This window comes from Fimbriimonas sp. LA-C6, from assembly GCF_055398105.1.
The window spans coordinates 3,542,193-3,566,475 of the sequence record NZ_AP038796.1 but is presented as its reverse complement, the minus strand read 5'-3'; the positions used below and the strand labels follow the sequence as shown (position 1 = coordinate 3,566,475).

Annotated in this window: 25 protein-coding genes; 7 read left to right on the top strand and 18 right to left on the bottom strand. The window is 53.5% G+C overall.

Annotated features, from left to right (window positions below; translation table 11 throughout):
- The first annotated feature begins 15 nt into the window (after positions 1 to 15).
- Positions 16 to 1,380 carry an HD-GYP domain-containing protein gene (locus tag ACZ51B_RS16400; RefSeq protein WP_464294421.1) on the top strand — a complete coding sequence of 455 codons (1,365 nt, stop codon included), beginning with the start codon at positions 16 to 18 and terminating at the stop codon, positions 1,378 to 1,380.
- A 52-nt stretch (positions 1,381 to 1,432) separates the two neighbouring features.
- Here ACZ51B_RS16400 and ACZ51B_RS16395 read toward each other — a convergent pair whose 3' ends face one another.
- From ACZ51B_RS16395 to ACZ51B_RS16375, 5 genes are all read right to left on the bottom strand, one after another.
- Positions 1,433 to 2,371, bottom strand: coding sequence for a collagen-binding domain-containing protein (locus ACZ51B_RS16395; RefSeq protein ID WP_464294420.1), 939 nt, complete (start codon positions 2,369 to 2,371; stop codon positions 1,433 to 1,435).
- A 312-nt stretch (positions 2,372 to 2,683) separates the two neighbouring features.
- The gene (locus ACZ51B_RS16390; protein ID WP_464294419.1) at positions 2,684 to 3,322 is read right to left on the bottom strand and encodes a GNAT family N-acetyltransferase; all 639 of its coding nucleotides are present in this window, start codon (positions 3,320 to 3,322) and stop codon (positions 2,684 to 2,686) included.
- Between the two features lie 97 nt (positions 3,323 to 3,419).
- Entirely contained in the window at positions 3,420 to 3,830 is a 411-nt protein-coding gene (locus ACZ51B_RS16385) for a nuclear transport factor 2 family protein (protein ID WP_464294418.1), read from the bottom strand.
- Between the two features lie 54 nt (positions 3,831 to 3,884).
- Entirely contained in the window at positions 3,885 to 5,393 is a 1,509-nt protein-coding gene (gene amaB / locus ACZ51B_RS16380; RefSeq protein ID WP_464294417.1) for an L-piperidine-6-carboxylate dehydrogenase, read from the bottom strand.
- A 37-nt stretch (positions 5,394 to 5,430) separates the two neighbouring features.
- On the bottom strand, positions 5,431 to 6,219 hold the full coding sequence (locus ACZ51B_RS16375) for a glycoside hydrolase family 16 protein (RefSeq protein WP_464294416.1): 789 nt from the start codon (positions 6,217 to 6,219) through the stop codon (positions 5,431 to 5,433).
- A 146-nt stretch (positions 6,220 to 6,365) separates the two neighbouring features.
- Here ACZ51B_RS16375 and ACZ51B_RS16370 point away from each other — a divergent pair, with 146 nt between their 5' ends.
- Positions 6,366 to 7,073 carry a hypothetical protein gene (locus ACZ51B_RS16370; protein ID WP_464294415.1) on the top strand — a complete coding sequence of 236 codons (708 nt, stop codon included), beginning with the start codon at positions 6,366 to 6,368 and terminating at the stop codon, positions 7,071 to 7,073.
- Positions 7,074 to 7,111: 38 nt separating this feature from the next.
- Positions 7,112 to 7,975 carry an arylamine N-acetyltransferase gene (locus ACZ51B_RS16365; protein ID WP_464294414.1) on the top strand — a complete coding sequence of 288 codons (864 nt, stop codon included), beginning with the start codon at positions 7,112 to 7,114 and terminating at the stop codon, positions 7,973 to 7,975.
- Here the strand turns inward: ACZ51B_RS16365 and ACZ51B_RS16360 are convergent.
- Entirely contained in the window at positions 7,962 to 9,143 is a 1,182-nt protein-coding gene (locus ACZ51B_RS16360; RefSeq protein ID WP_464294413.1) for a potassium/proton antiporter, read from the bottom strand. The genes ACZ51B_RS16365 and ACZ51B_RS16360 overlap by 14 nt on opposite strands.
- A gap of 40 nt (positions 9,144 to 9,183) precedes the next feature.
- Between ACZ51B_RS16360 and ACZ51B_RS16355 the strand changes: the two genes are divergently transcribed.
- Complete coding sequence (locus ACZ51B_RS16355; RefSeq protein ID WP_464294412.1) at positions 9,184 to 9,519, top strand: tRNA-binding protein; 336 nt, start codon at positions 9,184 to 9,186, stop codon at positions 9,517 to 9,519.
- A 40-nt stretch (positions 9,520 to 9,559) separates the two neighbouring features.
- Here ACZ51B_RS16355 and ACZ51B_RS16350 read toward each other — a convergent pair whose 3' ends face one another.
- The gene (locus tag ACZ51B_RS16350) at positions 9,560 to 10,276 is read right to left on the bottom strand and encodes a succinate dehydrogenase/fumarate reductase transmembrane subunit (protein ID WP_464294411.1); all 717 of its coding nucleotides are present in this window, start codon (positions 10,274 to 10,276) and stop codon (positions 9,560 to 9,562) included.
- Between the two features lie 170 nt (positions 10,277 to 10,446).
- Between ACZ51B_RS16350 and eno the strand changes: the two genes are divergently transcribed.
- Positions 10,447 to 11,748: a phosphopyruvate hydratase gene (gene eno, locus ACZ51B_RS16345; protein WP_464294410.1), complete on the top strand. Its 1,302-nt coding sequence runs from the start codon at positions 10,447 to 10,449 to the stop codon at positions 11,746 to 11,748.
- 40 nt (positions 11,749 to 11,788) lie between these two features.
- On the opposite strand, the gene ACZ51B_RS16340 is transcribed toward eno, so the two are convergent.
- A complete protein-coding gene (locus ACZ51B_RS16340) occupies positions 11,789 to 12,295 on the bottom strand; it encodes a DinB family protein (RefSeq protein ID WP_464294409.1) in 507 nt (168 codons plus the stop codon).
- A gap of 215 nt (positions 12,296 to 12,510) precedes the next feature.
- Here ACZ51B_RS16340 and ACZ51B_RS16335 point away from each other — a divergent pair, with 215 nt between their 5' ends.
- Positions 12,511 to 13,245 (top strand): superoxide dismutase, encoded by a 735-nt coding sequence (locus ACZ51B_RS16335; protein WP_464294408.1) that lies wholly within the window; start codon positions 12,511 to 12,513, stop codon positions 13,243 to 13,245.
- 55 nt (positions 13,246 to 13,300) lie between these two features.
- Here ACZ51B_RS16335 and ACZ51B_RS16330 read toward each other — a convergent pair whose 3' ends face one another.
- The 4 genes from ACZ51B_RS16330 to rpsU all read right to left on the bottom strand — a co-directional run bounded on the left by ACZ51B_RS16330 (position 13,301) and on the right by rpsU (position 16,297).
- Positions 13,301 to 14,749, bottom strand: a complete 1,449-nt coding sequence (locus ACZ51B_RS16330) for a hemolysin family protein (RefSeq protein WP_464294407.1) — start codon at positions 14,747 to 14,749, stop codon at positions 13,301 to 13,303.
- Between the two features lie 14 nt (positions 14,750 to 14,763).
- Complete coding sequence (locus ACZ51B_RS16325) at positions 14,764 to 15,480, bottom strand: diacylglycerol kinase (RefSeq protein WP_464294406.1); 717 nt, start codon at positions 15,478 to 15,480, stop codon at positions 14,764 to 14,766.
- A complete protein-coding gene (gene ybeY, locus ACZ51B_RS16320) occupies positions 15,477 to 15,914 on the bottom strand; it encodes an rRNA maturation RNase YbeY (RefSeq protein ID WP_464294405.1) in 438 nt (145 codons plus the stop codon). The genes ACZ51B_RS16325 and ybeY overlap by 4 nt, the downstream gene beginning before the upstream one ends.
- A 212-nt stretch (positions 15,915 to 16,126) precedes the next feature.
- Positions 16,127 to 16,297 carry a 30S ribosomal protein S21 gene (rpsU, locus tag ACZ51B_RS16315; protein WP_464297193.1) on the bottom strand — a complete coding sequence of 57 codons (171 nt, stop codon included), beginning with the start codon at positions 16,295 to 16,297 and terminating at the stop codon, positions 16,127 to 16,129.
- 111 nt (positions 16,298 to 16,408) lie between these two features.
- Here rpsU and ACZ51B_RS16310 point away from each other — a divergent pair, with 111 nt between their 5' ends.
- Complete coding sequence (locus tag ACZ51B_RS16310) at positions 16,409 to 17,566, top strand: homogentisate 1,2-dioxygenase (RefSeq protein ID WP_464294404.1); 1,158 nt, start codon at positions 16,409 to 16,411, stop codon at positions 17,564 to 17,566.
- 17 nt (positions 17,567 to 17,583) lie between these two features.
- Here ACZ51B_RS16310 and ACZ51B_RS16305 read toward each other — a convergent pair whose 3' ends face one another.
- The 6 genes from ACZ51B_RS16305 to ACZ51B_RS16280 form a co-directional block, all read right to left on the bottom strand.
- Positions 17,584 to 19,008: a hypothetical protein gene (locus tag ACZ51B_RS16305; protein WP_464294403.1), complete on the bottom strand. Its 1,425-nt coding sequence runs from the start codon at positions 19,006 to 19,008 to the stop codon at positions 17,584 to 17,586.
- Positions 19,009 to 19,121: 113 nt separating this feature from the next.
- Positions 19,122 to 20,576, bottom strand: a complete 1,455-nt coding sequence (gene hslU, locus ACZ51B_RS16300) for an ATP-dependent protease ATPase subunit HslU (protein ID WP_464294402.1) — start codon at positions 20,574 to 20,576, stop codon at positions 19,122 to 19,124.
- A 47-nt stretch (positions 20,577 to 20,623) separates the two neighbouring features.
- Entirely contained in the window at positions 20,624 to 21,742 is a 1,119-nt protein-coding gene (locus ACZ51B_RS16295; protein ID WP_464294401.1) for a cysteine desulfurase family protein, read from the bottom strand.
- A complete protein-coding gene (locus ACZ51B_RS16290; RefSeq protein ID WP_464294400.1) occupies positions 21,739 to 22,650 on the bottom strand; it encodes a glycosyltransferase family 2 protein in 912 nt (303 codons plus the stop codon). The genes ACZ51B_RS16295 and ACZ51B_RS16290 overlap by 4 nt, the downstream gene beginning before the upstream one ends.
- 27 nt (positions 22,651 to 22,677) lie before the next feature.
- On the bottom strand, positions 22,678 to 23,460 hold the full coding sequence (locus tag ACZ51B_RS16285) for a hypothetical protein (RefSeq protein WP_464294399.1): 783 nt from the start codon (positions 23,458 to 23,460) through the stop codon (positions 22,678 to 22,680).
- Between the two features lie 7 nt (positions 23,461 to 23,467).
- A complete protein-coding gene (locus ACZ51B_RS16280) occupies positions 23,468 to 24,190 on the bottom strand; it encodes a zinc ribbon domain-containing protein (protein ID WP_464294398.1) in 723 nt (240 codons plus the stop codon).
- Positions 24,191 to 24,283 lie beyond the last annotated feature (93 nt).

The following is a 24,283-nucleotide window of genomic DNA, read 5'->3' as shown; positions in this document are numbered from 1 at the left end:
GGAATAAGAGCCTTTGTGGATGCACCTCGACAGCAGTCTGAGCCAAGAGCTGGAGAAGTTCTGGCTGCGCTTAGCTACGCCTTAGACATGGTCGAGGGTCAGAACCGTGGACATGCGGTTAGGACCTGGATGATATGCCGCCAGATTGCTCTGCAATTACAGCTTTCTGAACAGCAGGTGTCTGCACTTTTCTATGCGAGTCTTCTGAAAGATAGCGGCTGCTCGAACAACTCAGCTCGCATCCAGATGATCTTGGGCGGAGATGAGATTGAAGCCAAGAGAGAGGTGAAGTTTGTCGACTGGACCAACCCCGTTGAATCTGCCAAGTATGCGTTAAAACACTTGAGTTTTGAGGGAGGAGTTAAGAAGAACTTGCACCGCTTCCGGGCGTTGGCTGGTCCTCCCAGGCGATTCATGGATGAGGTGACCAACGCCCGATGCACCCGAGGCGCTCTGGTTGCTAAGTATCTGGGATTTGGGCAAGAAACGGCGGATGCCATCGCTCACTTGGATGAGCACTGGGACGGGAAAGGCTCGCCCGATCATCTGAAAGGTGACCAGATTCCGATTCTGGCTCGAATTCTGTGCCTTGCACAGACGCTTGAGATTTTTGTGACCACTTATGGAGTGACCGCAGGATTTGAGATCCTTCGGCGACGAAGTGGGAGGTGGTTTGATCCATCAGTAGTTACTGCTACTTTGAAGATAGAATTGGATGCAGAGTTCTGGGAGCAGCACGCGAGACATGGGGCTGGTGAAGAGGTTTCGATTGATGCCCCCCTTAGCGCATTGGAGTTGCAAATCGCCGACTTGGACAAGCTGTGTGAAGCGTTTGCCACGATTGTTGATGCTAAGTCGTCGTTTACTGCCGAGCATTCGACGCGGGTTACGGAGTATGCGTTGGCGTTGGCTCGTTGGTTTAACTTCGGTCCTGACCAGATCCAAACCTTGCGGCGGGCCGCCCTTTTGCATGACATTGGGAAGCTAGGCGTTTCTAACTCTATTCTCGATAAACCGGGGCGATTGGATGATGCGGAATTGGCTTCCATGCGTCTGCATCCTCGTTTTACTTACGAAATCCTCAAACCGATCAAAGGGTTCGAGCGGGTTACTCAGATAGCGGCGGCGCATCATGAGCGGTTAGATGGGAAAGGTTATTGGCTGGGTCTTGGTGCGGAGCACCTTGATCTCGATATGCGGATCGTTAGTGCTGCCGATGTGTTTGATGCACTTTCTGCGAAGCGGCCGTATCGAGATGCGTTGCCTTTTGAGAAGGTGATGGAGATCATGTGGAAGGATGCTGGCTCGGCGCTGGATCCCGAATGCGTTAAAGGTCTTCAAGAGATCTACAGTAATGAGCAGTTGGCCCAGGCGGCATAAAAAAGGGACCCCACATCAGTGGAGTCCCAAACGAATGGTCAAGTTAGAAGCTTTAGGCTTTCTTAGAAGATCGTCGTCGTAGGAGACCGAGTGTTAGACCGCCAAGAGCAACCATGGTTGCTGGCTCTGGAACTGGGTTAGGGCCTGGGATTTCGCCATTGAAGCTAATCTTGTTGCCTGCGTGGATCTCGACGCTGCCGTTTACGTTCCACGTGTTGGCGATGAGCGTTCCGTCGATATTCTGGCTCTGGGTGAGAGCAGCCGATGGAGCCAAGATGGAGCCGTGAAGTGCTCGGCTGCCGATGTTGACAGTCGTAGCCTGCTGGAAGTTCCAGAGGATCTTGCTGTAGTCTCCATTGTTGTTAACGGTGAGTCCGAAATCGCTTACGTTACCAGTGACGTTGATGACCAAGGTGTTGGAGCCCAGATTGCTGATGTCCAATGTTCGGTTGGCTGCTAGATCTGAACCTGCGATGGTGAAATACTTGGTGCTACCTGCATAGGTGGAAGCGTCCAGGTGCAGGTTGTTAGGGTCCGATACATTGATTGCATTTCCGCCCTTACTGAAGAGGAGAGACGACTGTGCGAGCGAGTAGGTCTTCTGTGTTGCGAAGTAGGAAGTGTCTACACCTGCGCCCTGAGTGAGCGTGCCGCCGCCGTTCAGGTTGTAGCCACCTGGGTATGAACCGTGGACGTAGAGGTTTGCACCGCTGTTTACGCTTGGGTGATTGGTTACAGTGACGTTACCGCCAACGTATGCACCAATTTTGTTGAGACTGCCAAGTACGCCATAGTTAGGGCCGAGCGTTACGTTGTACTCAGTGTTCCAGTTTCCGCCTATTGCGACAGCTCCATCAGCGTGACCGCCAGGAGTGTTTGCATTTCCGAAAACGAAAGCGTTGAATGTTTTCGCGAGACCGAGGTCACCAGCGAAGGAAGCGGTTGTGAGAGCGCTTGCCAATACGATAATTGCGAATCGATATTGCTTCATAAATGTATCCAATGCGGGAGAAGGCGATCTCCTCCCCTCTAAAATCCAGATGATCTTTGGGATCTTTTAGTTCACCCGTCTCTGCCCAAACAATCGAAACGTTTCGGATCGAGTAGATCGTGCGGATAGATACTGACACGTGAATATGAAGACCTTCTACGAAGTAACCAGGGAGTTTTGCCAGGTTTTTTATTGAAAGTCTTCGAGTTACCAGCACTTAGATCAGTACATGACTGTATTGGAGATATATACAACGCCAATTCGGGTTTCTAGCATCAAGTTTGAACTGTGGCGGTGCTTTTTGGGACTGGGTTACCGTGGTAAAAAGAGTTGCAGAAGGCCTATCTGCTGGTACCCAAGCGACGGATAGAGCTTTGCCCCGGTGTGGCTGGCTAACAAGACACTTGTTTTAACGCCGTGGGCCGTGTCGTCAGCGAGCATGGTACTCATGAGTGCCCGACCGATTCCCATACGTCGGAATTCTTGCTGGACATATAAGTTTGAGACCCAGGCAGCCGCACCCACCGGGATGCTTCTCACCCAACCTACAGGTGTGTTGCCGTCGAACGCGGCGTAGAGTCGAAGCGGGGGGCTATCGCATTCGAGGTGTTCAGGAAGAGCTTGTCGTGTTCGGGCTGCTTTGGCCACTAAGTTTGCGTCTTCGAGCGTTTCCACTCGCTTCACGACCCAATTGCTCTCGAAATGCCTCGCCTGAGCCGGGTCGCAAACCATTAGCGGCTCAGTTCCCCTGAGGCGAAATCCGTGCGCTTTGACGGCATCTTTGATCTGGTCCGCGTCTTGTTCAAAGTTATGGATGACACAGAGTGCATGTTGGGACAGGTCGTTGGCGCGAATGATCTCCATCGTTTGATCAACCGAAATGCCATGAGCTATGATTTCCTGCCCACGAGGCCTGCCTTTACGACCTGGACCATCTTTAAAGACTATCAACGGTCCAATTTTTTCCACCACGTAGGGGTGGGTGAAGCTGCGGGTTAAGCAAAAACCGCTTGCAAACACATCCACCGCCTCCGCGAGGGCCATCATCTTACTGTGAGCTGCCAGGCTGTTCGATCTCGTCTGTAGCGACGAGAACATTGATTGGGTTGTAATACTCTCGGATGTGAGCGATTTGGTTTCCGTTGAGGCTGATCACCGCAATGTACTTCTGCTTGTAGGACTTACCGTTCTCTTTATAGACAGCCGTTGCCGGATACTCGCCGATGATCACGTTTGCATCGGAGGTTGAGTAAACGATGGACTCGCCCACTTGGTAGTCAGCAAAGTAGACGCCGATGTTCGTTAGGAACTTGATGACGGCATCCCGACCTTCCAGACGCTGTGTGTGATGCTGAGGAGCGTAAGGGAACTCCATCACAACATCGGGTGAGTAGATCGATGAAATCGTTGGATTTCCGATGTTAGAAAGGTGTTGGCGAAACAATTCGACTGCGGCCATTAGGCAATCGTACCAGGGTCGCTCCTGGGTGCATAGCCCCAGGAGCAATCTTGCCTAAAGATCGAATTTAATCCCTTGGGCCAAGGCAGGCTTCTCGCGGCCAAAGAATGTGGTGCTTGTTTGACGGCGCATGTATGCTTTCCATGCGTCCGAGCCCGACTCACGTCCGCCACCCGTTTCTTTCTCGCCGCCAAATGCGCCGCCGATTTCGGCTCCGCTGGTGCCGATGTTCACGTTTGCGATTCCGCAGTCGCTGTGGCGTTTGAAGAATTCTGCATCTCGAACGTCGGTTGTCATGATCGCCGAGCTGAGTCCTTGCGGTACTGCGTTATGGATTTCCAGCGCTTCCTCTAGGGTGTCGTACGGAATCACGTACGTGAGAGGTGCGAACGTCTCTTCGTGAATCGTCTCGGACTGCTTGCTTAGCTTAACGATGGCTGGATGGACGTAGAAACCTGCGGGGTAGGTTTCCGCGAGGACGCGGTGGCCTCCGACGATCTCTGTTGCCTCAGGCCGGATGCGATCGATGGCTTTTTGCATGCCATGAAAGGCGAGTTCGTCGATGAGGGGTCCGACGAGGGTTGTGGACTCAAGAGGACTTCCGATCTTGGTGGCGCCGATCTGTTTGTATGCAGTGGCAAGCGTGTCGAACACCTTGTCGAAGATGCTGCGGTGCACGATGACGCGTCTGGTGGAAGTACAGCGCTGACCGGCTGTGCCCACAGAGCCGAACAGAATGCTTGGGATCGCCACTTCGAGATCCGCGCTGGGGGTGATGATCATGGCGTTGTTGCCGCCTAGCTCTAGGAGGAGCTTGCCGAAACGGTTTGCTACCTTGGGTCCTACTGTTCTGCCCATGCGGGTCGAGCCGGTTGCGCTGATCAATGGGACTCGCTTGTCTTCTACGAGTTGGTTTCCTTGTTCGAAGGATCCGATGATGACCTGGCTAAGGCCTTCTGGAGCCCCGGCAAATCCTGCGCAGACTTCGTCTAGGATGTGCTGGCAAGCCAAGGCAGTGAGAGGTGTTTTTTCACTTGGCTTCCAGAGGCAGGAGTCGCCGCAGACGAGGGCTAGCGCTGCGTTCCACGCCCATACAGCGACAGGGAAATTGAATGCGCTGATGATGCCGACTGGGCCGAGTGGCAACCAGTTTTCTTGCATCGAGTGGTTTGGTCGCTCGCTGGCGATGGTGAGTCCATAGAGTTGTCGGCTGATTCCGACTGCGAAGTCGCAGATGTCGATCATCTCTTGGACCTCTCCTCTGCCTTCCTCCAGGATCTTGCCGCATTCTAGGGTGACCAGATGTGCCAGTTCTTCTTTTCGTTCGCGCAGCTTTTCACCAAGGAGCCGTACAAGTTCTCCGCGGCGTGGGCCTGGCACTTCTCGCCACGCGTGGAATGCTTTAACTGACTTTGCAATCTTGGCTTCGACTTGCTCCGAGGTGTCTTGTCGGAGGGTGGCTAGTTCTGATCCATCGACTGGTGTTGTGACCTTGATGTCAGATCCGCTGTGTTCCGCGAGGTTCGGAATTAGCCGATTCAGGAGATCTTGATGCGCGCTCATGTTATAGAACGTGTACCTTTTATCGGGCTGGGAAAACTCATTTCACCTGTTGATACACACGCACGTAGTCGATCTCATACTTTGTCGGGAACTTCGTGTGGGAGGGGTCTCCGCCGGTTGATCCGATTGCAAGGTTCAGCAGGAGGTAGTGCGGCTGGTGGAATGGGTTACGTCCGTCGGGATTCACCGTTTTTGAAACATCAGTGGTGTGTAAGAGCTCGCCATCTAAGTAGATCTTGATAAAGTTCTCATCCCAGTCCATTCGCCAGGTGTGGAACTTGGAGGACCACTTTGGATCTTTGTCGAAGAAGTGCTGGATGGGAGTTTTGACGGTGTTCCAGGTGCCTCCTCGCACTCCGTATGCGGTGTTCGCAAGGATCGTGTTTTGGTAGAACTCGAGCAGATCAATCTCGCCGTTGCTAGGCCAAGGTCCCTTCTCCCCGAGTGTCCAGATGGCTGGCCACAGTCCATCTTGGGTGACAATTCGGGCTCGGATTTCGAATCGACCGTAGAGCCATGTTCGTTTCCCAGCTGTCTTGATGCAACCTGAGGTGTATTCAGCTGTTTTGCGGTTGCGCTTCCAATCCTTGCTGCCTTCCTGAAAATTGGGGTTTGGAATCGTTTCGCGGAGCGCTTCGATGATGAGCTTCCCTTTCTCGCAACGTACGTTTTCCGGTTGATACCACTGGAGTTCCTGGTTCCTTACAAAACCGACCTCGTAGCCCCATGAGGTTGGATCTGGTTTTCCTGGCTTGTTGAATTCGTCGGACCAAACGAGCTTGTACTTCGGAGCGGCGAGGAGGATTGACGCAAGGAGAAGGCCCATATTTAGACTCTACCGTCTGAGCTTCACGTCCGGCATAAATTCTTGCTATGGGTATCACGTACCGAATTTATCTGATATGGCAGTACCGGTGTTAGAATCAATTCGTCTTAATCATGCTCAACGCATGTAAACATCGAGGTTTGATAGTGAAATTGATTAGAGGGATTGCCGCTTTCGGCTTGTTGACTTTCTTGGGTTCCGCATATTCAGCGCCTGTATCTCACACCATCCAGCGGAAAGCGGCGATCAAGGTATCTCTTACTGAGAGCTACCACAGGGACACCGTGACTCGGAGTGGCGAAACACCATCCGGATCTTATACCGAGAGCGGGTCGTCTGCCGACGGTCGACTTCAGTTCAGTGCTGAGATTCCTCTGAATCCTGGCGACATGCAGAAGTTTGATTCCACATCACTGTTTTCCTTGACGGTTGGCGGGTTCTCCTTCCGTGGAGCCCTTGCGGATGATCCGAACTACATCACGGGAAAGAACAATGCTCGCCTTGCTCTTACTGTTCCAACCCGAACCGGTGCCGTTCAGCAAGTTCTTGCCACTGCCCAATTGAGGTGGGAAAAGGATCGACTTTTCATTAAGGTTGAGGGCCGCACACCTTCGGTCAAATCGATTGCAGCAAGTGACTTTTTGGAACACTCTGAGGGTGTGCTGAACGCGGAGACGAAGGCGGAAATTCGGCTAGGCTGTCGATCAGTGTTGGTGAATATGCCGTTTCAAGTCAAAGTAAAGCGAAAGACCAACGCATCTGCTGGAGTTCTCTCTGAAGTGGTGAACGTGGAAGTTAAGGGCGAGACAAAGACGGAAGTAGAATTTACTGTTGTCTCAAACATCAATTCCTAAATTCACTGGCGGGGTCTAGGAAGATTTGAGCGTTTACGATGTCTCTCACTTCCCAAGTACTCGACAGGCTCGGATTCTGTGAACCTCCCCCAGCAGATCTAGAAGGCCTTTTTGCGCTCTACCGCTCCTGGTGTCTCAACGTTCCTTTTGACAACATTCGGAAGTTGATCTCGTTGAGACGTGGAGATCCGGCGCCGTTTCCTGGGACCGAGTCGGAGGATTTTCTCGCCGCTTGGCTGCTTCACGGGACCGGGGGCACCTGTTGGGCTGGATCGAACGGGCTCTATGCCTTCTTAAAGGATTGCGGATTTGACGCTTACAGGACAACAGGTTCCATGTGGGATGGTGAGTTAGATGGGCATGGCACGACCATTGTCGAGATAGAAGGAAGAAGTTGGCTTGTGGATAGTTCCGTGCTCACCATGGCACCGCTACCGCTTGTTGATGGCGAAGCGTTCTTCTATGACGATGGGATTTTTCATTCTGAAATCGACCATGAGGACCAGACCTTCTTCCTGTGGACCTACCATCCTCCATTTCCACACATGATTCCCTGCCGGATCATTGAACGAGATGTGCCGCACAGCCTTTATGTGAAGAACCACGAGCGGTCGCGAGAGTTTAGTGGTTTCAATACCAAGGTCTATGCGAGGCGCCACTTTGTGAACAAGATTGCGGTGATTTCGGGGACATCGCTGACGGTTAAGAATCGGGACGGGGTTATTACTGAGGAGCTGGATTCAGATACTTTGCTCCGAACGATGTCGGAGTTGTTTGGTTACAGCGATATGATCCTTCAAGAATTTGTCGACAGTGGCGCGCATGACCTTAACCTTGCTCCTGCTCCGGCGCGCGAGCGCCCGAAGATATTGAGGACCCCGCCTTCGCTCAAGACTCGTTGAGTTTCAGCAGCTTTGCTACCTTGGGCAAGCTGGTTCCCTGCACCAGTGCCGAAGTGAGCACGACAAAGAAGACGACATCGAACATTAGCTGGGCTTTTGGAACACCCGCAATCAGTGGATAGGTTGCTAGAACGATGGGGACTGCCCCTCGTAGGCCAGCCCAGGACACCAACACTCTCGCTTTGAATTCCAGCTTTGAAAATCCGAGCGCGATCATGGTGCCGATTGGGCGGGACACAAAGATAAGGGTGGCGGCTATGACGCAGCCCGTGAGCGCCACCGGAGGCAGGCTCTTGGGAAAGACGAGGAGACCCAGAACGATGAACATGCCGATCTGCATGAGCCATGCGAGGCTCTCGTGGAACTTCCTGAGCGCTGGGATCTCTTCGTCTTTGCAGCTTCCTAACACCAGACCTGCAACGTACACCGAAAGAAAGCCGTTTCCATGAACCAAACTTGCCGCGGCAAAGGACACTAGCACGACAGCTACAGAAACAACGGGGTAGATGGAACTCATGTCCAGGCTTACTTTGCGTATGAGGAAGATGCCTAATCTGCCTGCAAAGACGCCCACCAGCAGACCGAGAGCCATTTCGACGATGAAGCTGCCTAGCAGGTTGAGTGGTGAGACCGTGCCTAGCTTCAAATAGCTAACCAGCCCTAGGGTGAGGAACACGGCCATGGGGTCGTTGATGCCGGATTCTAGTTCCAGTAGGGACTGCACGTCTTCGCGCAGAGCCAAGCCTTGACCCTTGAGCACGCTGAATACGGCGGCGGCGTCTGTGGATGCGACGATTGAGCCAATGAGTAATGACTCACCCATACCGAAGTGGAGGCCGTAGAACGCTACCGCACCGGTGATTCCTGCAGTGATAAACACTCCAAGCGTTGCCAAAGAGATGGCTTGACCAAGCGCCGGACGCACTACTGACCAGTGGGTGCTGATCCCGCCTGAGAAAAGGATGAAGGCTAAAGCAACGATGCCAATGTGCTGCGTGAGGGCTGCGTCGTCGAAATAGATTTTCCCGGGACCATCGGATCCGGCCAACATTCCGATTGAGATGAAGAGAATCAACGCTGGCACTCCCAGGATTCCCGAGGCTCTGCTCGCGAAAACAGAGACGACGAGCAGTAAGCCCACACCTAGAAGCGCCAGTTCAAAATTCATCCGCTATTCAGTATGGAGAACGTTTAGGTAGGTTTAAGGCATGGAAGCGATCAGTTGGGCGGACTTTGAGAAGGTTGAGATCCGTGTGGGGACTATTTTGGAGGCAGAGGTCTTTCCGGAGGCGCGCAAACCGGCCTACAAGTTGCTGGTGGATTTTGGCGAATTTGGCGTTCGACGGAGCAGTGCGCAGATCACCCAACAGTATCAGCCGGAAGAATTGATTGGGACGCAGGTGATTTCTGTGTTGAACTTCCCGCCCAAGAGGATTGCAGGATTTGAGTCGCAATGTTTGGTTTGCGGAGTAGACAGCGAGCCGGGCCGAGTGATTTTGGTGAGGCCGGACGTTAAAGTTCCGAACGGAACTAGGCTCTACTGAGGTGGTTCACGAGGCAGGTTGCCTCGTGAACTTGTAAAAGTTATCTCTGCGAGACAACGACGGACGACTTGAGGCTTGCGCTGACTGGCTGCTTTTCAGCATTTGGTCCGTGGATAAGGAATCCGGCGAGTGCAGCCCACCCCATGAGAGTGAGGGCAACAAACACGGCAACGGAGAATTTCTGAACTTGCTGCTGTGCCTTGTCGCTGATGGTGATTCCCCATCGAACGCAGAAGTTCCAAATTCCGTAACCCAGGTGATAGCTGGATGCGAGGATTGCGACCATGTAGACCACTAGCCAGATGTAGCCGTGGCTGGTGAGCTTCTCATGCCATGCGTCGTACTTCACCAACTCAGCGTTGTTGTTCAGGTACTTCGCGCCGGTTGTTGTGGCAACGTGCATGCAGAGGAACAAGAAAATGAAGATTCCGCTCACACGCTGGAGGTAGAACATTCGGTTCTCGGTGAAGCCGTACTTCGTTCCAATGTAGTTGGTTTTCGCTCTTTGTGCGATGAAGAGGCCATAGACGGCGTGGAATGCCAATGGTAGCCAAATCATGCAGAACTCGATCACGAGCAGGATATGTTTGGGAATCCCTTCAAAGAAGTTTATGATCGAATTGAACTGGTCTCGCCCGGCGATACTGAAAGTATTGAGCGCTAGGTGCTGGACCATGTAGTAGCCCACTGGCACGATGCCGGTCAGCGAGTGGATCCTATGTAAAACGAAATTTTCCTTATTCAATGCGACTGACATTAAACGCCTCTCTACGAGTCTACCTATCTCATACGAATCAAGAAGCCAGAACGACTGCCAAGAGTGAGCTTTAACGCGGGGTAGTTGTTTCTGTTGACGATATGGAGATAATCTGCTACGGCAGAAAGTTCGGAACTATTTCGGAACCCTGCTACTGCCGAGAGAAGCCTATGCCCTATATTCACGATATCACCGCCCGCGAAATTTTAGACAGCCGCGGAAATCCCACCCTGGAAGTTGACGTTATCCTGGAGAGCGGAAGCATTGGCCGCGCAGCCGTTCCTAGCGGAGCCAGCACCGGCCAGTTTGAAGCTGTAGAATTGCGCGACGGAGATAAAGGTCGTTACCTTGGAAAGGGTGTTCAGACTGCGGTTGAGAACGTAAACCAGACCATCGCTCCTGCCCTTCTCGATAGCGACTCCACTGACCAGACATCGATTGATGCCGAGCTGCTTGAGTTGGACGGTACCCCTAACAAGGCACGACTCGGAGCGAACGCAATCCTTGCAGTATCCCTTGCCGTTGCTAAGGCTGCGGCTAACCACACCAAGCTTCCTCTTTTCCGATATGTCGGTGGCGTCACCGCTAGCGTGTTGCCTGTTCCTATGATGAACATCCTCAACGGTGGAGCACATGCAGACTCCAACGTTGACTTCCAGGAGTTCATGATTCTTCCGGTGGGTGCTCCAAGCTTCAGCGAGGCGCTTCGATGGGGTGCTGAGGTGTTCCACACACTGAAGGGCGTTCTTAAGGCCAAGGGGCTCAACACGGGCGTTGGCGACGAGGGCGGCTTCGCTCCTAACCTGGAATCACAGGAACTGGCTTTCGACTACATTTTGGAAGCGATCTCCAAAGCTGGATACGAGCCAGGCAAGCAGATTTATCTCGGCATTGACGCTGCGGCAACTGAGTTTTACGACGGCACCAACTACAACTATAAGGCTGGAGATGTTCGGTCTCGCTCTGGCGCTCAGCAGGTGGACTATCTGGTTTCGCTCTGCGAGAAGTACCCGCTCATCAGCATTGAAGATGGCTGTTCTGAGGACGACTGGGATTCTTGGAAGGCTCTTACCGATGCTCTCGGCGACCGAGTTCAGCTCGTTGGCGATGACCTATTCGTTACCAACGTCGAGCGATTGTCCCGCGGCATCAAGACCGGTACGGCCAACTCGATTTTGGTTAAGGTCAACCAGATCGGTTCTCTTTCCGAGACTCTGGCAGCAGTCGATATGGCGAAGCGCGCGGGTTACACTAGCGTGATGAGCCACCGATCTGGTGAGACTGAGGACGTTACGATTGCAGACCTCGCTGTTGCCACAAACTGCGGCCAGATCAAGACCGGTGCTCCTAACCGAACGGACCGAGTTGCTAAGTACAACCAGCTTCTCCGAATTGAAGAGATGCTCGGGACTTCGGCTGTTTATGCCGGCGCAAGCGGCTTCGGCAAGCTCGCTGCTCGCCTCGAAGGTTGATTGCTGGCAAGGCTGCCCGATTTGGGCAGCCTTGTTTGTTTTAGTAGTCGCCGTGCGACGAAATGGTCAGTTCTTGGGTTGCTTCTGGGTGCGCCCAGATGAGATACTCGCTCGCGTGCTCTAAGTGGTAGAGGTCGTGGCTTTGGATCATGGAGACCATGTCCTCAAGGAGGATCTGTCCTCGCTCAGGGTGAATGCAGGTCTTGGCGAGATCCTCTTTTGAGAGTTGATTTACGAGTTTGGCGGTTGCTTTGCGCTCGTCGATGAGTTTCTTGAGCATCTCGAACATGTCGCTCTTGCCGTACTTGTTCTGCACAGCCATCTCGCCTTCATCATAAACCTCCACGGTGGAACCGGGATTGTCTTTTACCTGCTGAATTCTTGCACGGAAGATAGGCTCCCAATCGGCCATATGAGCGATTGCCTCGCGGAGCGTAAACCGCTCTGGACTCAGGCGCTCGTCCCAATGGCTCTCTGGAACCAGCTTTGCTATCCGAGCGAAAACGAGTGGACCAAACTCATAAGTTGGGAGCAGGTAGGAATTCATGATTGCCTTCAGGCTACCCATTGCAGCTACTTCTGACCCGCGCTTTAGGTTCGCCCTAACAACTTTAAGCGGCGCGCACCGTATTTCACCGCAATGTTTCGTGAAGCCCTGCCATACGCATTTCAAATGACATTGATCATCACAAAGTGGAGTTTCTTAACTCCAAGATCCTGCCAGACAGGTAGTCTTCCTCGTAGAATCACGTGAGGCATCCTATGCCCAAAAGCAAAAAAGACCTTTCGAGAAGAGACTTTATCGTAACCAGTGCAGCAGTAGGAGCCTTCGCTCTTGCACCAACGCTTACCTGGGCAAACAACAAGGAGACAACGAAAAAAATGGAAGCAAAGCTAGTACGCGTCCCAACTGAGGACGATCTGAAGAAGGCCTTGGGCACTGCGCCAAAGGGAATTTCCGAAGCCACACACAAGGCTCACCTCACCCTCTGGCAGGGCTATGCAAACAAGACCAACGAGATCCGCAAGGCCCTCGCTGAGCTCGATACAGATCCTGCAAAGGGTAATCAGATCTACAGCCAGACACGCGCTCTTAAGGTCAACTACGCATTTGCTTACGGTGGATACATTAACCACAACGTGTACTTCGACACCCTTGGCGGTGAAGGCGGACACGCTACGGGCGATGTGGCAACCTTGATCAACGAAGCCTACGGTTCGTTTGAGAAGTGGGCTGCTGACTGGAAGATCACGGGTATCTCCTCACGCGGTTGGGTGTACCTTGGCTACGACCGAGCTGAGCAGCGAGTATTCAACTACGCTGGTGACAGCCAGGATACGTTCCCAGCTTGGGGCAACGAATTGATCCTTGCTATGGACGTCTACGAGCATGCTTACTACCTCGACTTCCAGACGGGTCGAGCTAAGTACATTGATGCCTGGTTCAACGTTGTGGACTGGAACGCTGTTAACGCTCGCCTCGCAAAGGCTAAGTAAAAAGCTTCTATGCTGGCTCTCCATTCCGCAATTGGAATGGAGAGCTAGTTGCTTTCTAAGAAGCCTCTACATTCTCTAGACTTAGATCGTCTGGGAGTTTTTCGATCCTTAATTTAAGGACTCGGCGACCGTCGGTTTCTTCGACGACGAATCGATAGCCGTCCACTGAGATTTCTTCAGCTAAGTGTGGCTGCCTTCCGAATTGGCCGAAGATAAAGCCGCCTATGGTGTCGAACTCTTCGCTTTCAAACTCGCTTCCGATCTCGTCGTTGACGTCGTCTAGGTGAGCTTTACCGAGAACCAACCATCCGGTTGCGACCTGCTGGAATGAGGGTTCTTCGTCGTCGTATTCATCCACGATTTCGCCGACTAGCTGTTCAACGATATCCTCGATGGTGACGATGCCAGCTGTTCCACCAAACTCATCTTGCACGATGGCCATTTGGCTTCGGCTTAGGCGCATCTCTTGGAGCAGTTCGTGTAGGTCCTTGCCTTCGGGTACGAAGAGCGCAGGGCGCATCAGTGTCCGCAGATTCGTGATCTTTGGACCTTCGACCATCGCCATCAATAGGTCTTTGGCGTGGATGATGCCAACGATCTGATCGTCCGTCTCCTCGAACAAAGGGATTCGCGAGTGGCCCGTTTCCTGGATCACCCTTACCAGTTCGTTTGGATCGCTCTTGATGGGCATCGCATCGAGTTCCACGCGGGGAGTCATGATCTCCCGGGCAACGGTGTCTCGGAACTCGAAAACGGAGTGGATGAGTTCCCGTTCGTCTGATTCGATCTCTCCCGTCCTTTCGGCAGACTCCACGAGATTCTTGATCTCTTCTTCAGCCTGATTCGCGGTTGAAAAGGCTGCTTTGCCACCGAAGCGGGCAGTAAAGAGCGACGCGAGGGCAACGATGAAGTTGGCCGGGAGTGAAAGCAAGAAGGTGGCTGCTTTGATGGGGCCGTACAGCGCTAGGGCAACTGTATGGGGCCTCATGGCTGCGTAGCTTTTGGGTACCAGTTCACCGATGATGAGATTGACCAGGACCACTGGTGCGGCGATGATGAGGCCGGCAAGCAGGATTGAGCCGTAGTTGTAGGTCCATTGTCGGTTCTGCTCAAGTGAAAGCGCAAAGCCTTGAGCCAGTACCAGAACCACAAACACCATCAGCATGCGGACGATGCGGCTGGTTAATAGACATGCCGTTGCGTACTTATCTTTGCCATCGAGCAGGGTTTGGAGACGGTCGCCCTTCGCTTGATTGATGTCTTTGTAGTGCCGGACGTGCATCGATTTCAGTAGCTCGACGGCTGTCTCAGCTGCGACAAAGATGCCACTGAGCACCATGAGTGCCACGAGAGCGGCCAGGGCGACGCCTCCGCCTCCGACTGGATCACGCAGGGACTCCGCGTGGATGGAGCTGGACTTTGCCAGGCTGTTCTCGCCGAGGAGCCAAATGGTTCCGAGGGCTACGGCCATGAGGAACGCCACTTGCTTTTCGAGATTGGGCATGGTGTTCTTCGGCATCATCGGGGCACCAGTCCAAATACGAGGAGAGCCAGAATGACGCCTGCACCCGCTCCCAGGGTCAGTTCGAAGAGGGAGTGGATTTTTGCTTCGTATCGGCTTTGAGCAATGATCACGGCGAGCAAGATAGCGATACCTGCCGCGACGGCACTATCGGTGAGAAAAATGGTTGATGTTGCAAAAAAGAATCCGTAGGCTGCATGTCCGCTGACTAAGCCCCCTTGAAGCACCTGTCCCCGCTTGCCCATTGCTTTACCGACGACAACAATGATGAACAGGATGACTGCTCCGAGGAACAAGCGTACGTAACTGGGCGGTCCAAAGCCTTCCCCACTCAGGTTCACTTTGATCGACTCCCACCCGCTTTCTCCTAGCATCAGCAGGCTGCCAACGACCAGGGCGATGATGGTGGTGATCAGAACGGCACCCGCTGCAATGTCTTTTGCAAACTTCGCTAGGGGGTGGTAGTTCGGTGAGACAAGGTCGACCGTCGCCTCGATTGCCGAGTTGAACATCTCTGCGACAAGCACAAGTGAGATCGTGAACAGAAGGATGAGCATCTCACGCAGGCCAAGCCGCGCGACGATTCCCAAAAGAAGAACCACGATGACAACGTAGAAGTGAAACCGCAGGTGCTTCTGCGTGCGGAACGTGAAGATGATGCCGTTGAGGGCAACCTTGAATGAGCCGTAAATCGCAGACCGCTTATTGCTCAAGCTTCGACCTCATGAAGAATCGAGCCCCAGTTCTCGTCGGGAGGCAGGAAGACCGATTCGGCAACACGGTTCATTTTACGAATCATTTCGTCTCTTTCATCATCACTTTGGTCGTCATACCCCACTAAGTGTAAAGCACCATGAATGGCCAGATAGGCCAATTCTTGCTCAAGTGAGACCTGTCTTAGCGCTGATTGCCGGATGGCGTAGGGAACTGCTATGGCGATATCGCCGGATGCAGACTCGCCGGATGGGAAAGTGAGAACGTCTGTGCTCGACTCGATTCCACGAAAACGCGCATTGAGATCGCGCACATTTTCTTCCGTGGTGAGGAGCACATTAACCTCTGACGGCTCCGCGCCTTCGAGGTTCAATGCCGATTCGACGCCCTGTCGAATCGTAGCGGTCGAAATTTCGAGACCGCTTTCATTCAAGACTTCGATTACGTGACTACTGGGAGGTTCCATAGGTGTGGCAGCGGTCAAATCCAAGCTAATGCGTTAGGAAGATTCCGTGATGCCAAAAAGGTCCTCTGTAAAAACGTGAGACGACCGACACGAGGTCGGCCGCCACACAAACTGTTCGCTGAAGCAGAAACTCCGTCCATATGATTTAGACGCAATGCGAACGTTTTTTCTTATCGAGACTACTGTCGGGACGCACGGCGTCGCTTGAGTCGGCGTCGCTTCTCGCTTGGCTTCTCGTAATGCGCATGCTCTTTCAGTTGTCGCAAAAGGCCGCTCTGCTGTAGCTTCATGTTAAAGCGCTTCAGGGCGCTGTCGATCGATTCATTTGGTTGGACGGTAACGTAGATCATCTGTTTCTTGCCTCCGTAAGTTTTCATTATGGCATTTTTAGGATGATTTGGACAATGCTGCTGCAAATGATGTGGTTCCAGTAGAATCTGGCTATAGATTAGGAGGCAACGATGCCCAGATACCACCACCTAGGAACCTTCCCACAAAAGCACCACACACAGTACCGAAAGCCCGACGGCGGCCTCTATACCGAACAGCTTTTCTCCACTCTTGGCTTCAGCGGCCCTATGAGCACGCTGTACCACGTACACCAGCCGACTGAGGTCATCGGATGGGAAGACCGCGGGTCTGTGGCTCCGACTTATCTAGAAGATGAACCTCTTCGACACCGGCACCTGAAGACCGCCCGTCTCAAACCCATGGGAGATGCCATCACGGGTCGCATTCCTTTGATGGGGAATAACGATGTGATTTGGTATCAGGCAACGGTGGCCGAGCAGATGCCGACCTACTATAAGAATGCAGACGGCGACGAGTGCCTTTTTATCCATGATGGGTCGGGCACGTTGGAGTCGATGTTTGGCACCGTTACTTTTAAGCCGGGTGACTATCTTGTCATCCCTAGGGGCACCATCTATAAGCTGAACTTCGACAGCCTTCCCGTGAGGATGTTGGCGATTTTGAGCTTTGGGCCTATTGATACACCCAAACGGTATCGGAACGAGTATGGACAGTTGTTGGAGCATGCTCCCTACACCCAGCGAGATCTGCGGGCACCGGAGACTCTGGTCACTCATGAAGATCGGACACCGACATCCGTGTTGATCCGTGCTAGGAATCGCCACACGCTGTACCACTATCCGTATAACCCACTCGACGTGATTGGTTGGGACGGATATGTGTTCCCTTACGCGTTTAACATCAACGACTTTTCGCCGATCACTGGCAAGCTGCATATGCCGCCGCCCATTCACCAGACCTTCACGGGGCATAACTTTGTGATCTGTAGCTTCTGCCCGCGCATGCTGGACTACCATCCGGATGCGATCGTTGTTCCCTACAACCACTCGAACGTCGATAGCGATGAAGTGCTTTACTACGTGAACGACAAGTTTGGATCGAGAAAGGGGATTGAGGAAGGTTCGATCACCTTGCACCCTCTTGGGATCCCTCATGGCCCACAGCCGGGCGCAGTGGAGGCATCACTGGGAGCCACCCGAACGGAAGAGTTGGCCGTAATGGTCGACACTTTCCACCCCTTTAAGCTCACTAAGGAAGCTTTGGAGCTAGAAGATCCTGACTATTGGAAGAGTTGGCAGATTAAGTGAGTATGGGAGCGGAGGAGTTACCCTCCGCTCTTTTTTGTTTTTCGGTGGCCGCGGGTTCCGCCGCTTCGGTCTGCGAGGGATTTGGTAGTTGCGCGGAAGCTCATGACTCCCGGCTGACTCAAGGTGGCATCTGAGAGGTAGTCCTTTCGGTACTTCATGCCTTGGATGATCTCACGCTCGTATTTGGCCAGTTCTTCGAGCGAGCCAACCTCGTGATCTTTCGCCACTCGCGTCACAACGCTCACCAGAGGATCGAGCTTGCCTGTGTTCACCTTGCGATCCATGAGGGTTGCCATCCCGGCCTCGGAGTGGATGAAGGTGGAGACTTGACCGCTGAGTGTCTTGTCGCCTAGGTTGATCACGACTTCATCACCTGAGGGGAAGAACTGGAGTTTGGCACTTTTGATTTGGGCGGCTTTGTAGGGGTCCGACTTCAATCCTGCCCTTTGAAAAACGGCGATGAGGCGTTTGTCTTCGATGAGGCGCTTGTTTGCATCGGGTCCGACGACTTCAGCTCCGGTGCTTGGATCTAGAATGTCCATCAGCCCATCTTCAGTGACATCTATTCCGAAGCGTCGAAAATCCAAATTGAACTGGTCGGGATTATCAAACTTGTACTGCTTGAGCATCGCCCCGAGCGATCCGCCTCCGGCTTGCAGCGTGGCGAACTGGATAAAGCCTACGCTGACGAAGCCTGTGTCGTAAGTGTTAATGGAATCGAAACCGCCTTCAAGCACCGAGACAGCGCGCATGACGTTGGCTTCGGAGTTGGTTACGCCTGCTAGTCGGTATAGGTGTCCGAGGCGCTCCGGAGGCATGGTCTTGACGTGGACTCCCTCGCACATGACACCTTGTGGGAATCGGTAGAAAGCGTAGCGGGGGCTGCTGACTCGGACGTTGTCCTGGAATACGAGGTCTAGGTCTCCCATTGAGACTGCGTGCTCCATTGGCGAGACGATTTCAGCGAAGCATGGTGGGTTGCCAGCGGCAGCTACGAGTCCAGGGGGGATAGGACCCGGCAGAGGTGGTTCCTGCGAAGGAATCGTCCGATCAGCCTTGGGGAGTTCTTTGCCTAGGATCCGCTGATTGGCTTCTCGGGCTTTCTGGAGGGCCTCCCAACGGTCTCGGTTCAGTTTGGTATTTAGCCACGCCTCCCAAAGTTTCTGGTCATTCGTAACTGGGGTTGGGTTTTCGGTGGGTGGGACAAATGTTTTCTTGCCCTTGATGTAGTTCCAAAACCACATTGAGCCGGCCGTGGTTAGTCGAACCTGCCAGACCCCTTTGGCATCGGCGTCTTTGGGGAGGCAGCACTTATAGCGCCCAGGCTCCGCCCAGAAAGCCATGATCCGACTCTTTTCGTCGTCTGTAAATTGTGAAGCGGCCGAATTCGCCAGCGACATTGTCGCCAAAGCCAACGCGCCTAAAGTTGCCTTAACTCGCATAGCATCATCCTTAATTCTCTTTGGCCATCCTAGCCTTATTTACAGGTTAGCGCAAGAATTAGGTTCCCTGGAACGTTTTTCAACGTTCCAGGCGATGTTCCGCAAATTATGCTTTAGAGGACGTTGCGGCTTGAGGCGATGTTCTTGACCAAGGCTCCGAGTTTTGCACGCACCATCTCGCCGTCGAACAGGTAGGTTTTCTGCTCGACTTCGGGTGCCTCGAAGAGAATCTCTTCCAGCAGTTTCTCCATGATGGTGTGCAGTCGTCGAGCACCGATGTTCTCGGTTTTCTGGTTCACCTCGGTGGCGATCTTGGCGATCTCTTCAAGGGCGTCCTTGGTGAACTCGACGGTCACGCCTTCGACGCTTAGAAGTCGCGAATACTGAGTAGTGAGAGCATTCTTAGGCTCAAGAAGGATCCTTCTGAAGTCGTCTTCCGATAGCGAGTCGAGTTCGACACGAATTGGAAGTCGTCCCTGAAGCTCTGGGATGAGGTCGCTGGGTTTGGCCATGTGGAAGGCGCCCGCGGCTACGAAAAGGATGTGATCCGTTCGGACTGGACCGAACTTGCTGGCAACGGTGCTGCCCTCGATGATTGGCAAGAGGTCGCGCTGGACACCCTCTCGGCTGACATCGGGTCCGGATCCGCTTGTCTTGATGGCCACCTTGTCGATTTCGTCGATGAAGATGATGCCAGTCTGCTCAGCGCGCTCAATCGCTTCGCGATGAACTCCGCTCTTGTCGACCATCTTTCCAGCTTCGATCTCCACCATGAAGCTCTTGGCATCGCGAACCTTCATGACTCGGATCGTGCGCTTTGAACCAAAAGGTCCGCCGGGCTGGCTCATGTCGATGCCCATCTCTTCCATTCCACCGGGGGTGAACACCTGCAAGAATGGGTTCTGTGCCTCTTCGACTTCGACATCGATCTCGTGATCGTCGTGTTGTCCAGCGACGATTTCCTCGACTAGAACCGCGACCCGTGCGAGTCGTTTCTTCTCTTCTTCTTCGTAGTCGTAGCCTTGCCATGATGAGCCTTCGAAGATGGGCATTCCGAGCGCGTCTACTTGAATTGCATCTGGATCGAGATCGATCTCCATGGAAGTAGCAGGAACCGCTTCCTTCTCTTCTTCGGCTGGCATCTCACGTTCAATGATCTCGGCGATTCGTTCGATGGCTCGCTTGTGAGCTTCCTCTCGAATGGCGTCGGTCTTTTCTTTCTCGACTAGCCTTACGGCGTTGGCCACAAGGTCTCGTACCATTGACTCGACATCTCGGCCGACGTAACCCACTTCCGTGAACTTGGTCGCTTCTACTTTCACAAAAGGAGCCCGTGCTAACTGGGCTAGCCGTCGTGCGATTTCGGTCTTGCCCACACCTGTTGGTCCAATCATCAGGATGTTCTTGGGCATGATGTCATCACGCTCCTCAACTGGCAATTGCTGCCTTCGGTAGCGATTTCGTAGAGCGACCGCAACAGCTTTCTTGGCGTTGTTCTGACCGACGATGTATCGATCCAACTCGGCGACGATCTGGCGGGGAGTGAGTTCCTCAATAGGCAAGGACATTACTTACAACATACCCTTTATAGCTTCAAGTCAAAAGGGTCGAAAGGCTACCGCGTCCCCTGTTCGATGACCTTAACAACCGTGGCGATTTCTAGGTTGGAGGGTCTTAGGCCGAAGGTGAATCGGAGACCTTCTTTGGATTCTGCTTCGCTGTAGCCACATGCTTGCAAGACATGGCTTGGCTCGATGCTTCCGCTGCTACATGCGGCACCGCTGCTGGCGCTCAGCCCGAGTCTATCGAGACGAATGAGGATGGTCTCGGCCTGCTTGCCAGGGAACCGTACATGGGCATGAGTCGCCAGCATGCTGTCTCGGTCTTCGACTGAAGCTACTGCCCCGAGTGCGATCAGCCCGTCTAGAAGCTCGTCTCTCTGTTTGCGGGCCTGAGTTTGATCCGTAGGGATCTGGCGAATTGCTTCTGCGAAGCCTACAATCCCTGCCGTATTCTCGGTGCCACCGCGCATTTCGCGCTCTTGACCGCCTCCGGCGATGAGTGGCTTCAGCTTAGTGCCTCCACGTAGGTAGATCGCTCCTGTCCCTTTGGGACCTCCAATCTTGTGGGCGGTGATTGTTAGTAAGTCTGCACCAATGTCGTCCACTTTTTGAGGAAGGCCCGCTTTGCCGAAAGTCTGGACCGCATCGCAGTGGTAGAGGGCACCGCAGTTGTGAGCGACCTCCGCAACTTCTCGAACTGGATTGATGGTTCCGAGTTCGTTGTTGGCGTGCATTACGCTGACCAAAAGTACATCGGGCTGGGCCATCTCTTGTAGAGAATCCAAGTTGATGCGTGCGCACCGGTCGACTGGAACTAGCTCTAAACGGTAGCCGAGTGCTTCCAGCGTGTCCTTGGTATGGAGCACGCAATGGTGTTCGGCTGCGCTTACTAGGATTCGGTTTCTTGTTCGGTCCTGGTTGGCGATCGCAGCGCCGATGATGGCCATGTTGGCGCCTTCGGTGCCTCCGGATGTAAACAACACTTCTGCAAACAGGCAGCCCAGTGTGTCGCTTAAGACTTCCCTGGCTTGGTCGATCGCGTCCTTGGCTTTCCTGCCTTCTTCGTACAGGCTGCTGGGATTGCCGCCATCTAACCACGGAATCATCGCCTCTTTCACCTGGGTAAGAAGCGGGCTGGTGGCTGCGTGGTCCAGATAGATTCGGGGGTTCATAGCAGCTTCCGGAACGCCTTTTTGGGCAAGAACGTCGCGACCCAACGGGCATGGGTTTTCCATCGCTTGGGTGCGAGTTTGAGGGAGTCTTTGTATGCTTTTCGTCCACCGGCAGGATCGCCGTTGAGTGTTCGGACTGTGCCTAATGCGGCAAAGTTAAAAGCTCGTGCGGCACGTAAGTCGTGTGCGGGGAATCGGTCGTCCACATTAGCTAAACGCCCAATCATCCACTCTCTCAGCATCTGGTCGTCTTTCCAGATCCGTTCCAGTTTATGACTGGCGTTTGCACCGTGGACACGGTACAGGGTGAGTTCTTGGTCCACAAAGCCGACCGACCAATTTTCGGCGATTCGGAACCACATTTCCCAGTCGCCGGAGCCGAAGTAGGCGGGATTGAAGCCACCCAGTTCCTCGAAACATGTTCGTCGAGCAAGGGCTGCGCTGGCTATGATTTTGTTCTCGTACACGAGTCCGAGGAGTACATCGCCAGTCTGAAAACGGGGGAATGCGAAGCCGAGCGGGTTTCCTTCTGTCCGTTCCCCTTCGCCGTTGATGAACCATCCTGCCGTATGAACCAGCCCGACTTTGGGGAACTCGTCTAGAAGGGCGACCTGTTTCTCCAGCTTTTCGGGGAGCCATACATCGTCGTCGTTCAGGACGGCAATGAACTCGCCCGTCGCGTGCTCAAGCGCTACGTTGAGCGACGCGTAGGTTCCTAAGTTGGTCTCGTTGAAGATGCACTTGACGTCTGACTGACTTGCGAGCCACTCACGGGAGCCGTCTTTAGAGCCATCGTCGATGGCGATGACCTCATAGTCGGTATAGGTTTGCGCTCGAATGCAGTCCAACGCGGTCGGCAAGAACTTGATGTGGTTGTAGCAGGTCAACAGGACCGACACGCGTGGCATATACAGATTTTAGCTTGCGGGCCAGCTCTAGGGTTGGATGACCTGAACACTCCAATCGGTGATGTTGATATCCGGGAAGTCCTTGAGATCGTTGAGTTCTGCGTCTGCTTCGGCGGAGGACATCTTCACGGAGTTATTGGCCCGCAGGTTGAGCGCCACCGCTTGGTTGAGGCCGCCTGACTGCAAGGTATTCCCGATTGCGTCGAAGGGCCAGTTGCTCTGGGAGTTGCTCAGCAAGAGCGTTGTCCTTGTGAGGAAGTTAATCTGCAAAAAGTTGAGGCTGCTTGCTACGTTGGCATCGCCATCAGTGAGGTCTTTCAAGTAGAGATCGAACTCCATGACGCGCGAGTCTGCGGTGATCTCTGTGAAGGTCACGTTCAGGATGTCGCTGGCAACTGGGGTCGGTTGCACGCTCAGATCAACCGGACTGTCGATGTCGGTGCTCGATCGTCGGAAACGAAGAAGCTGATAAGGTTGTAAGACACTCGTTCCTGGAGCGCCCAGTAGCACCATGTGCGTAGGCTGGCCCGCCACGACTCCGTTCGGGTTGGCAGCGATGATTGGGACCGGATCTTTTGAAGGGTCTGAGTTTGAGCCTGCCGTTGCACGGATGGCTACGGCGTACACGTACCCGCCCGATGTTGGACTGTTGAGAATGGTGTTGAGACGACCTGCAACAGTCATTCGGAAGTGGACCCGGGCTACTTGATTGGAGGTGGAAGCAAACTTTGCACAACCAGCAAGTGCCATAGCCAGTGCCCCCAAGGCGATCATCCGCATACCGTTGATAGACGTCCGATGAACCCACATGCGTTGCTTAGATCGCCCCTTCCGTGTAATAAAGCAGGCGGTGGCATGTTTCGCAGGTGACTGCCTTCTCTTCTCGCAAGGACTCGATGGTGCGCTCCGGCTGCAAGGTTCCACACCCTTGGCAGATGTGTGTTCGGTAGTTGACCTCGACCATGCCCATGCCACCGTGTTTCTGGCGAATCATGTCGTAACGGGCCAGCATTCCTGGTCCGATGGGTTTCACTAGCTCGGGTCGCTTTGCGCTCAGGGCCTTAAAATCGGCCTCTAATTGAGCTCGTTCTTTTAAGGCTGCCTGTTTTCGCAATGCGAGAGCTTTTTTGCGTTCTTCAATCGCCTTCTCGTATTTTGCAGCTTCAGCCTTCGCCGGGGGAATCAGGTCTAGGAGTTCGAGTACTCGCTCGTCGTGGCTGTCACGTTGCTTCTTGAGCGACGCAATCTCTTTTTCGATGTTCTCGACTTCCCTCGCGTTCACCACTTTGCCGCTGTAAAGGTCTGCGTCAAATTTTTTGATCTTGTCGTCAGTCGCTTTTTGGGCGAGTTCCAGATCGGTGTACTCCTGGGAGAGACTGCGCGCATGACCGCTCAGTTCTTGCTCTTTCTTCTGAAGCGCCTCGATTTCCGCTTGAAGTTTCTGTCCTACGTCTAAGGCGGCTGCGGTTTTGCGAATTTCGACGATGCGATTGTCAACCAAGGCGAGCTTCCAGAGTCGCTGCAATTCAAGCGAGGCCATGTTTTCAGCGTACCGGTTCAGCGCTTGGTTTCGTTGTTTCCAAGTGGTTTTCGCGAATGAATGAGTCTTTCGCGATAGTCGTTGAACATGCAA